The sequence below is a fragment of the Pseudomonas sp. B3G-3 genome, from assembly GCF_028640915.1.
Lineage (GTDB): Bacteria > Pseudomonadota > Gammaproteobacteria > Pseudomonadales > Pseudomonadaceae > Aquipseudomonas > Aquipseudomonas chlororaphis_I.
In genome coordinates, this window is record NZ_JAQZAB010000105.1 from 53,563 (window position 1) to 63,280 (window position 9,718).

Annotated in this window: 9 protein-coding genes; 1 reads left to right on the forward strand and 8 read right to left on the reverse strand. The window is 66.2% G+C overall.

Translation table 11 applies throughout. The annotated features are described in order from the left end of the window. Nucleotides 1–50: 50 nt before the first annotated feature. Entirely contained in the window at nucleotides 51–2,186 is a 2,136-nt protein-coding gene (locus PVZ80_RS15330; protein WP_273864155.1) for a TonB-dependent receptor, read from the reverse strand. A 201-nt stretch (nucleotides 2,187–2,387) separates the two neighbouring features. After that, entirely contained in the window at nucleotides 2,388–2,777 is a 390-nt protein-coding gene (locus PVZ80_RS15335; RefSeq protein ID WP_038631792.1) for a DUF2946 domain-containing protein, read from the reverse strand. A gap of 97 nt (nucleotides 2,778–2,874) precedes the next feature. On the opposite strand from PVZ80_RS15335, the gene PVZ80_RS15340 reads away from it, so the two are divergent. After that, a complete protein-coding gene (locus PVZ80_RS15340; protein ID WP_009048483.1) occupies nucleotides 2,875–3,312 on the forward strand; it encodes a DUF3995 domain-containing protein in 438 nt (145 codons plus the stop codon). A 136-nt stretch (nucleotides 3,313–3,448) separates the two neighbouring features. Here PVZ80_RS15340 and PVZ80_RS15345 read toward each other — a convergent pair whose 3' ends face one another. Genes PVZ80_RS15345 through PVZ80_RS15370 form a run of 6 tightly spaced genes read right to left on the reverse strand, consistent with a single transcriptional unit; the run spans nucleotide 3,449 to nucleotide 9,518 of the window. Then, nucleotides 3,449–3,817, reverse strand: a complete 369-nt coding sequence (locus PVZ80_RS15345) for a Na+/H+ antiporter subunit G (protein WP_041986624.1) — start codon at nucleotides 3,815–3,817, stop codon at nucleotides 3,449–3,451. After that, complete coding sequence (locus PVZ80_RS15350) at nucleotides 3,814–4,092, reverse strand: K+/H+ antiporter subunit F (protein WP_009048485.1); 279 nt, start codon at nucleotides 4,090–4,092, stop codon at nucleotides 3,814–3,816. Before PVZ80_RS15350 ends, PVZ80_RS15345 begins: the two co-directional genes overlap by 4 nt. Beyond that, entirely contained in the window at nucleotides 4,089–4,577 is a 489-nt protein-coding gene (locus tag PVZ80_RS15355; RefSeq protein ID WP_009048486.1) for a Na+/H+ antiporter subunit E, read from the reverse strand. The genes PVZ80_RS15350 and PVZ80_RS15355 overlap by 4 nt, the downstream gene beginning before the upstream one ends. After that, on the reverse strand, nucleotides 4,574–6,259 hold the full coding sequence (locus tag PVZ80_RS15360) for a monovalent cation/H+ antiporter subunit D (protein WP_273864156.1): 1,686 nt from the start codon (nucleotides 6,257–6,259) through the stop codon (nucleotides 4,574–4,576). Before PVZ80_RS15360 ends, PVZ80_RS15355 begins: the two co-directional genes overlap by 4 nt. Further along, nucleotides 6,256–6,600: a Na+/H+ antiporter subunit C gene (locus PVZ80_RS15365; RefSeq protein WP_003202835.1), complete on the reverse strand. Its 345-nt coding sequence runs from the start codon at nucleotides 6,598–6,600 to the stop codon at nucleotides 6,256–6,258. Before PVZ80_RS15365 ends, PVZ80_RS15360 begins: the two co-directional genes overlap by 4 nt. Next, nucleotides 6,600–9,518: a monovalent cation/H+ antiporter subunit A gene (locus PVZ80_RS15370; RefSeq protein WP_124303762.1), complete on the reverse strand. Its 2,919-nt coding sequence runs from the start codon at nucleotides 9,516–9,518 to the stop codon at nucleotides 6,600–6,602. Before PVZ80_RS15370 ends, PVZ80_RS15365 begins: the two co-directional genes overlap by 1 nt. Nucleotides 9,519–9,718 lie beyond the last annotated feature (200 nt).

A 9,718-nucleotide genomic window follows, 5' to 3' on the forward strand; every position in this document is an offset into this window, starting at 1 on the left:
CTACAGAAGTTTGCGTAACCCTGTAGGAGCGAGGCTTGCCCGCGATGTTTTTAGAAGCGGGTCTGCACCGCCAGTTCGAAGGTCCGTGGCGTACCCAGGTAGTAAGCCGGCGAGACATGGGCGAACCTGGCGTAGACCTCGTCGGTCAGGTTGCGCACCCGCCCGGTGATTGAGGTGTGGTTGTCGAGCTTGTAGGTGAGGAAGGTGCCGTACAGGGTGTAGGAGGGCACGGTCAGGGTGTTGGCCGTGTCGGCGTACACCGAGGCCACATAACGCACATCGACCCCGGTCTGCCACTGCGGCGCCAGGTCATAGGTCAGCCACAGGTTGCCGACCCGGTCCGGCACGTTGGTCGGGGTATTGCCCTTGCGTGACACCACCACGCCCGCGGCGTTCTTCTCGGTGAACTCGTCGTACTGCGCATCGACCCAGGCGAAGTTGCCCTCGAGCAGCAGCTTCGGGGTGACCCGCAGCGAGCTGGCCACCTCGATGCCCCTGGAGGTCTGCTGGCCCACCGGGATGCTCAGGGTCGGGTCCAGCGGGTCGGTCACCGCGAAGTCCTTGCGCTCGATGCGGTAGGCCGCCAGGGTCGCCGAGCCGCGGCCATCCAGGTAATCGAACTTGCTGCCCACTTCCCATTGCTTGCCCGTGGAGACATCGAAGGCCTGGGTGCTGTTGTTGGGCTGCTCGGCGGCGGTGCTGTACTGCACATAGACATTGGCACTCGGGAGAAACTGATAGCTCAGGCCGACCCGGCCGGTGACCGGTTCCCAGCGGCGCTTGAGGTGTCGTGGATTGCTCGCGGTCACCTGGCGATGGTTGGTCACGTCCAGGTCGATGTCGTCGTAGCGCAGGCCGGTGAGCAGCGCCAGCCGGTCGGTCAGGGCCAGGCGATTCTCGACGAACAGCGCCTGGGTGGTGACCTCGTTGGTCTTGTCGGCGACAAAGCCCTGGCGGGTGCCCGGCAGGTCGTAGAAATGCCCCGGCTGGTAGTTGTTCGGGTCGACGCTGTTGGCCGCCTTGACGTTCAGCGGCGAGTTGGTGGTGCGGTTGACCTTGTACTCGAAGCCGCCGGACCAGGTGCTGTCCAGGCCGAAGATCGAGGTATCGTGGCGCAGCTCGAACTGGGTGCCGTTCTGCTCGCCCTGATGCCGCACCTGATAGGCCGTGGAGCGGTTCACCGCGCTGTTGTCGGCGTTGTACTGGTAGGTCTCCAGGTTGCGGTAATCGCGCTGGCTGTCCAGGTGATAGAGGGTGTTGCGCAGGCTGGTGCTGTCGTTGATCCGGTAGTCGAGGATCGAGCGCACCCAGATCGTGCGCTGCTCGTAGCGGCCGTCCTCGACGTTGTAGTTGTTGAAGCGGTTGTGCTTGTCGATCTTCAGCTCGCCGGCCTTGGGGTTGAGCACCGGGGTGCCCCAGTACGGGCTGTCCTCGTGTTCGTCCTGGTATTCCACGGCCAGGGTGTGGGACAGGTCCGGCGTCAGGTCGCTGAGCAGGGAAAACGCCAGGCTCCAGGCATCGCGTTCCTGGCGGTCGATGTAGCCGTTGCTGGTGTTGTGGCTGACGTCGAGGCGGGCGTAGTGCTGCACCTCGTCGCCGGCTTCGCTGAGGGCGTGGTTGAGGCCGAAGGCGGTTTGCGTGGTGTCGTAGCTGCCGTAGCTGACCCGGCCCTCGATGGCCCGCTCCTGGTGGTCGGCCAGCTTGGTCACGTAGTTCAGCGAACCGCCCACGGAGCCGGCGCCATTGACCAGCGAGGAAGGGCCGCCGAGCAACTCGACCCGGTCATAGATCCACGAATCCACCGGCCGTGCCAGGCCGCTGGACACGTTGATGCCGTTGAACATCTGGGTGATCTGGCTGTTGCTGAAACCACGGTAGGAGACGAAGCCGCCGAACCCCGGCGGGGCGCTGGCATTGACCCCGGGCAGGCTGTTGGCGGCGTCCTGGAAGTTCTGCGCGCCGCGCCGCTCGATATCGTTGCGGTTGGCCACCGCTACCGAGGCTGGGGTTTCGCGGACGCTCAGGCCCAGGCGCGAGGCCATGCCGCTGGACTGGTCGAGGGCCAGGCCGGGTTCGACGGGCTGGTCGCCGTCGATGGTGATCGGTGCCAGGTCGACGCTGGATTGCGCCCAGGCGCTGACGGACAGGCAGCCGCACAGGCTGGCCAGCAGGGGAATGTGTTTCATCGGTAGATCCTGAATTCTTGGCTAGGAAGCAGCCCAGGGTTCAGGGGCCGTACGAAAAGTCGGCGAGCGAAGGTCAGGCGAGCCTGCTTTTAACGCAGCATGGCCTGCATAGCGCGAAGGTGCTTAGCGCACAGTGACTTTCCGGACAGACCCTGACGCCGTGCATTGGCACGGGGCGGGCTGATGACAGGGGCAGAAGACTCAGGCGAAGGCGGGCGGCGCGCGCGGGTGGGCCGCGGGCCAGGTGAAGCGGGTGGGAATGTCAGCGGTGGCGCGGGGCGCCAGCGGCGGGCTGTGGTGTTGCGGCAGGATCGCCAGGGTCAGGCTGGAGTTGAACGCCGGGCCCATGCCGCCGGTGGAACACAGCGGGCAACCGAAGGCCTTGGACAGGGTCGGCAGCGATTCGTCGACCGGGTTGGAGGAGGCCGGTGCCTGGGTGCGCGGGTCCACCGTACAGAACTGGCCGCCGATCCCGTTGAGCTGCTGGCCGACCATTTGCCCGTGGCCGATGCTGCAGGCGAACACATTGAACAGGACGCAGCAATAGAGCATCCAGGCAATGAGCGAGCGATCGGTTCGGGCGAATTTCATGGGGCGGCACTTTACCATCGCAGGCGACGAACGTACTTACAAAAACGCGCGAGCGGGTCCATTCTTCAGCAACATTTTTTGCCATGGACGTTTGCATATGAATGTTTTGATCGCGCAATGGATGGCAGGAGCCTTCCTGCTGATCAGCCTGATCCACCTGTACTGGGCCGCCGGCGGCAAGCGCGGTAGCGAGGCGGCGATTCCCCAGGTGCCGGGCAGGACGCCGGGCGAGCTGGAGCCGGCGTTCAAGCCTTCGGGGTTCGCCACCTTGCTGGTGGCGGTGGGCCTGCTGCTGATCGCGATGCTGGTGTGCCTGCGGGTGGGCCTGTACCTGCCGACGGTGAGCCACCCGGCGCTGCAATGGGTGATCAGCGCGATGGCCTTGCTGATGTTCGCCCGGGCCATCGGCGATTCGAACCTGGTGGGGTTCTTCAAGGAGGTCAGCGAGTCCAGGTTCGCCCGGCTGGACACCTTGTTCTATTCGCCGCTGTGCGTGGTGCTGGGGGCGGGGTTGCTGGTGGTGGCCTGGAACTGAGTGCCTCCCTCTTGTAGGAGCGAGCTTGCTCGCGAAAAAAGCCGGTTCAACGGATTCCCGCAGATGGTCCGCGTCATCGTTGACGTTCATCGCGAGCAAGCTCGCTCCTACAAAGGGCGCGTGTGGCGGGCATCCCTCAACTGCCGCTTTCGCTACGCCGGCTGCTGACCTCCGCCGGCACATCGTCGCCGGCCATGCGCTTGCGGAACAGCGCCGCCCGCGCCAGCAGCAGGGTGGTCACCGGCACGGTGATCGACAGCAGGATCGGAATCAGCCAGGCGTGCAGCACAGGCCCCGAGTTCATCCCCGAGAAATACAGGATCGACGCCAGGGCCACGCACCAGGCGCCCAGGGTCGAGGCCAGGGCCGGTGGGTGCATGCGCTGGAAGTAGTCCTTCATGCGCAGCATGCCGATGGCGCCGATCAGGGCGAAGGCGCTGCTGAGCACCAGCAGGATCGCCACCGGTATCTCGATCCACCACGACAGTTCACTGACGGCATTCATTCGATCACCTCGCCACGCAGGAGGAATTTGGCCAGGGCGAAGGAGCCGACGAAGCCGAACAGGGCGATCAGCAGCGCCGCCTCGAAGTAGGTGTCGCTGGCATAACGGATGCCCAGCACCAGCATCATCAGCATCGCCAGGATGTACAGGTAGTCCAGGGCCAGGACCCGGTCCTGGGCCGAGGGGCCCTTGAACAGCCGGACCAGGGTCAGGACCATGGCCACGGAAAACAGGAACAGGCTGAGCAGGATCGCGTTCGTGAGCAGGGCACTCATTCGAAGATCTCCATCAACGGACGCTCGTAGGTCGTCTTGAAGTGCTGGATGAAAGCCGCTTCGTCGTCCAGGTCGAACACATGCAGCAGCAGGATGCTGCGGTCCAGGGACAGCTCGGACCACACCGTGCCCGGCACCACCGTGGTGATGGTCGAGAGCGCGGCCAGGCCGTTGGCGTCGCGCAGGTCCAGGGGGATCTTGACGAAGCGCGAGCGCGGCGGGCGGCGTCCGGCGTTGAGCACGCCCCAGGCCACGGCCAGGTTCGACAGCAGCACATCGCGGCCGACCAGCAGGAACAGGCGCAGGATGGTCGCGGGGCGGCGGATGCGGATCGGCAGCGGGCGCAACGGCCGCATCATCAACGGCGCGCAGAAGCCCAGGAGCGCGCCGAGCAGCAGGTTGCCGGGGCTGACGGACAGGTTCAGCACCAGCCACAGCAGCCACAGCGCCAGGGACAACCAGGGCGCGGGGAACAGGCGCTTCATGGCTGCACCTCCTGCAACGCCGCCTGGGCCTCGGGGCTGGGGACCGCCCGGGTGCCGAGCACGGCCATCACATATTGCTGCGGGTCGTTGAGGCTGTCGGCGGCGGCCTGGGTAAAGCGCAGCAGCGGCTCGGCCTTGACGGTCAGCAGCATGCACAGCCCTAGCAGGGCGATGATCGGAACGCACTCGAAGCGCCGCAGCAGCGGCGACGGCCGTTCTTCCGGGCTCCAGAAGCGCTGGATGCCCAGGCGCGAAAAGGCGATCAGCGACGCCAGGCCGGAGAGGATCAGCAAGGCCAGCAGGCCCCAGGCGGCGCCGGACAGCGGCGCATCGCTGGCCTGGCCCAGCCCGGTGGGGTTCAGCAGGGCGCCGATCAGGCTCAGCTTGCCGATGAAACCCGACAGCGGCGGCATGCCGATGATCAGCAGCGCACAGGCAATGAAGCTCAGGCCGAGGAAGGCCATGGTCCAGGGAATCACCTGGCCGACCACGGCTTTGCGCTCGTCGTCGAGGTTGGTGCCCGGTGGCGGTTGCAGCGACTCCTGAGGCCGGGGCAGGGCTTCGGCCTCGTCGTCCAGGGGGATTTCGTTGGCCGAGCGCGAGCGCTCGATCAGCTCCGCCAGGAGGAACAGCGCGCTCAGGGCCAGGGTCGAGCTGACCAGGTAGAACAGCGCGCCGGCGATCAGCCTGGGCTGGGCGAAGCCAATCGCTGCCAGGAGGATCCCGGCCGAGACCAGGATGCTCAGGCTGGCCATGCGTTCCAGGCGCTGCGCGGCGAGGATCGCCAGGGCCGCGCAGACGATGGTCGCCATGCCGCCGTAGATCAGCCAGTCGCCGCCGAAGTAGGCCGAGGCCCCGGCCTGCCCGGAGAACAGCAGGGTCCACAGGCGCAGCAGGGTGTAGACGCCGACCTTGGTCATGATCGCGAACATCGCCGCCACCGGCGCGCTGGCCGCGGAGTAGGCCGGCACCAGCCAGAAGTTCAGCGGCCAGATGCCGGCCTTGGCCAGGAACGCGGTGGCGAGGATCGCCGCGCCGGCGTGCAGCAGGCCGCGGTCGGCTTCCGGCACCAGCGGGATCTTCAGCGCCAGGTCGGCCATGTTCAGGGTGCCGGTGACGCCGTAGATCAGCGCCGCGCCGATCAGGAACAGCGACGAGGCCAGCAGGTTGATCGCCACGTAGTGCAGGCCGGCGGACACCCGCGCGCGGCCCGAGCCGTGGAGCATCAGGCCGTAGGAGGCGGCCAGCAGCACTTCGAAGAACACGAACAGGTTGAACAGGTCGGCGGTCAGGAAGGCGCCGTACAGGCCCATCAGCTGGATCTGGAACAGCGCGTGGAAGCTGGCCCCGGCGCGGTCCCAGCGGGCCATGGCGAACAGCAGGGCGCTGACGCCGATGATCCCGGTGAGTACCAGCATCAGCGCCGACAGGCGATCGACCACCAGCACGATGCCGAACGGCACCTGCCAGTTGCCCGGCAGGTACACGCCGACGGAGCCGGGCACGCCGGTCTGCTGGGTCCAGTACAGCAACAGCACGGAGATGCCCAGGCCGAGCATGCTGGAGAACAGGTTGATCTTGGCTTTGAGCGGGCGATGTTTCTCGCCGAGCATCAGCATCACCGCGGCGGTCAGCAGCGGCAGCAGGATAGGCGCGACGATCAGGTGCGGCATCAGGCTCATTCCTTGGGCTCCCGGCCATCCACATGGTCGGTGCCGGTCAGGCCCCTGGACGCCAGCAGCACCACCAGGAACAGCGCGGTCATGGCGAAGCTGATGACGATCGCCGTGAGCACCAGCGCCTGGGGCAGCGGGTCGGTGTAGTGCAGCAGGTCCTGGGGCACGCCGTCCTTGATGATCGGCTCCTTGCCGATGAACAGGCTGCCCATGCTGAAGATGAACAGGTTGACCCCGTAGGACAGCAGGCACAGGCCCATCACCACCTGGAAGGTCCGTGGCCGCAGCACCAGCCAGACGCCGGAGGCCGCCAGCACACCAATGGCAATTGCAATGACTTCTTCCATCAGGCAGTGGCTCCTGTCTTGGCAAGGGATTTGGACGGGCTCGGCTTGTGCGCCCGCACCGACTGGTGCGCCAGCGCGGTGAGGATCAGCAGGGTCGAGCCGACCACCACGGCATACACGCCGATGTCGAAGAACAGCGCGCTGGCGATATGGATATCACCGAGCAGCGGCAGGTCCAGGTGCAGGGTGTGGGTGGTCAGGAACGGGTAGCCGAACGCCAGGGCGCCGAGCCCGGTCAGGGTGGCGCACAGCAGGCCGGTGCCCATCCAGCGCAGCGGTCGCAGGCTCATCTGGGCCTCGACCCACTGGGTGCCGGCGACCATGTATTGCAGGATGAACGCCACCGACATCACCAGGCCGGCGACGAAACCGCCGCCCGGCAGGTTGTGGCCGCGCATGAACAGGTAGAACGACACCACCAGGGCGATCGGCAGCAGCAGGCGCACCAGCACCGCCGGCACCATCATGAAGCCCAGGGCGGTGTCGCTGGCCTGGCGCGGGTTGACCAGGTCGGTGACCACGTCGGGCGCCAGCAGGCGCTGCTGGGCCGGCAGTTGCATGCTTTCCTTCGGTGGGCGGAAGCGCCGCAGCAGGGCGAACACGGTCAGGGCCACGGCCGCCAGCACGGTGATCTCGCCGAGGGTGTCGAAGCCGCGGAAGTCCACCAGCATCACGTTCACCACATTGCTGCCACCGCCTTCCGGCAGGGCGCGGCTGAGGTAGAACGAGGAAATGTCATTGGGGGTCTGGCGGGTCAGCATGGCGTAGGACAGCACGGCCATGCCCAGGCCGACGGCGATCGACAGCAGCAGGTCGCGCAGGCGGCGGGCACGGGCCTTGGGCACGCTGCTCGGCAGTGGCGAGACGTCCTCGATCCGCCGTGGCAGCCAGCGCAAGCCGAGCAGGATCAGCACCGTGGTCACCACTTCTACCACCAGCTGGGTCAGGGCCAGGTCCGGCGCGGAGAACCAGACGAAGGTCACGCAGGTCATCAGGCCGCAGACGCTGACCATGGTCAGGGCCGCCAGGCGGTGGTACTTGGCTTGCCAGGCGGCGCCCAGGGCGCAGGCGATGGCCAGCAGCCAGAGGGTGACGAAGACGATGGAGCCCGGGATCTTCGGCCGGTCGCCCCAGCTCAGGCTGCTGTAGAGCATCGGGATCAGGCCGGCCAGCACCGCCACCAGCACCAGCAGGAACAGCTGGGTCTGCAGGCGCTTGGTGCTGATGTGCCGCTCCAGGCGCCGGGCCAGGCGCATCATGCTCACCAGGCTGCGCTCGAACAGGCGCTTGCCGTTGAAGCGGCCAATGAGCGGTGGGTAGGCGAAGTGGCCGCGCACCAGCGGGGCGCGCAGCAGCAGGTAGAGCACGATGCCAGCGGACATGGCGATCAGGCTCATGATGATCGGCGCATTCAGGCCGTGCCAGATCGCCAGGCTGTACTCCGGCAGGGTGCCGCCGACCACTGGCTGGGCGGCCGCGGCCAGCAGCGGGCCGACCATCTGCGCCGGGAAGATCCCCACCAGCAGGCAGGTGAACACCAGCAGCTCCACCGGCGCGCGCATCCAGCGCGGTGGCTCGTGGGGCGTATGCGGCAGGTCTTCGGCCGGTTTACCGAAGAACACATCCACGGTGAAGCGCAGGGAGTAGGCGACGCTGAAGGTCCCGGCGATGGTGGCGATCACCGGCAGGGCGGCCTCGACCCAGGCGGTGGAATTGATGAACACCGTCTCGGCGAAGAACATCTCTTTTGACAGGAAACCGTTGAGCAGCGGCACGCCGGCCATGGAGGCGCTGGCGACCATGGCCAGGGTCGCGGTGAACGGCATCAGCTTGATCAGGCCGTTGAGCTTGCGGATGTCGCGGGTGCCGCTTTCGTGGTCGATGATGCCGGCGGCCATGAACAGCGAGGCCTTGAAGGTGGCGTGGTTGAGGATATGGAACACCGCGGCCACCGCGGCCAGCGGGCTGTTCAGGCCCAGCAGCAGGGTGATCAGGCCCAGGTGGCTGATGGTCGAGTAGGCCAGCAGGCCCTTGAGGTCGTTCTGGAACATCGCGCAGTAGGCGCCCAGCACCAGGGTCGCGGCACCGGCACCGCCGACGATCCAGAACCATTCTTCGCTGCCGGACAGCGACGGCCAGAGGCGGGCAAGGAGGAAGACCCCGGCCTTGACCATGGTCGCCGAGTGCAGGTAGGCCGACACCGGTGTCGGCGCAGCCATGGCGTGGGGCAGCCAGAAGTGGAAGGGGAACTGTGCGCTTTTGCTGAGGGCGCCGATCAGGATCAGGGGCAGGAGGATGGGGTAGAGGGCGTGGGCTCGGATGAGATCTCCGGCAGCCAGGACCTGGTCCAGGTCGTAGCTGCCGACCACATGGCCGAGCAGCATGACCCCCGCCAGCAGGCACAAGCCCCCCGCGCCGGTGACCATCAGCGCCATGTAGGCGCCGCGCCGGGCATCGGAGCGGTGGTGCCAGTAGCCGATCAACAGGAAGGAGAACAGGCTGGTCAGTTCCCAGAAGAACACGATCTGGATCAGGTTGCCGGAAATCACCAGGCCGAGCATGGCGCCCATGAAGGCCAGGAAAAACGCGAAGAAGCGCGGCACCGGGTCTTCCGGCGACATGTAGTAGCGCGCGTAGAGCGACACCAGGGTGCCGATGGCCAGCACCAGCATGGAGAACAGCCAGGCGAAGCCGTCCATGCGCAGGACGAAGTTCAGGCCGAGGCTGGGCAGCCAGTTGAATTCTTCACGGATCACGCCGCCATGGGCGATCTGCGGGTACATCGAGGCCACCGCCACGGTACCGGCCAAGGCGACCAGGCCTGCCAGCAGGGACTCGGTGTTACGCGCGTTGTGCGGCAGCAGGGCCGCCAGACAGCTGCCGATAAAAGGCAGAAGCAGTAGAACTATCAGGGACATAGGCTTCTAATCTGCGGGAAATTGTGATGCATCATACGTGCCGACTCTGTGATCACCAACCTTGAAGCTGTGGCAGGATCCTACAAAGACGGGCGCATGACCTTTAAAAGTAGGGGGAATTGGCTGTTTGCCTGATGGAAAGAGGAGAAAGCGCAGTATCTATGAGGTTTGTGATGTTTGTGCCAGCGGATCGCGAGCAA

Excerpts from the sequence above, each read along its gene's own strand:
- PVZ80_RS15330 (WP_273864155.1), bottom strand. The coding sequence starts at position 2,186 with ATGAAACACATTCCCCTGCTGGCCAGCCTGTGCGGCTGCCTGTCCGTC.
- PVZ80_RS15335 (WP_038631792.1), bottom strand. The coding sequence starts at position 2,777 with ATGAAATTCGCCCGAACCGATCGCTCGCTCATTGCCTGGATGCTCTAT.
- PVZ80_RS15340 (WP_009048483.1), top strand. The coding sequence starts at position 2,875 with ATGAATGTTTTGATCGCGCAATGGATGGCAGGAGCCTTCCTGCTGATC.
- PVZ80_RS15345 (WP_041986624.1), bottom strand. The coding sequence starts at position 3,817 with ATGAATGCCGTCAGTGAACTGTCGTGGTGGATCGAGATACCGGTGGCG.
- PVZ80_RS15350 (WP_009048485.1), bottom strand. The coding sequence starts at position 4,092 with ATGAGTGCCCTGCTCACGAACGCGATCCTGCTCAGCCTGTTCCTGTTT.
- PVZ80_RS15355 (WP_009048486.1), bottom strand. The coding sequence starts at position 4,577 with ATGAAGCGCCTGTTCCCCGCGCCCTGGTTGTCCCTGGCGCTGTGGCTG.
- PVZ80_RS15360 (WP_273864156.1), bottom strand. The coding sequence starts at position 6,259 with ATGAGCCTGATGCCGCACCTGATCGTCGCGCCTATCCTGCTGCCGCTG.
- PVZ80_RS15365 (WP_003202835.1), bottom strand. The coding sequence starts at position 6,600 with ATGGAAGAAGTCATTGCAATTGCCATTGGTGTGCTGGCGGCCTCCGGC.
- PVZ80_RS15370 (WP_124303762.1), bottom strand. The coding sequence starts at position 9,518 with ATGTCCCTGATAGTTCTACTGCTTCTGCCTTTTATCGGCAGCTGTCTG.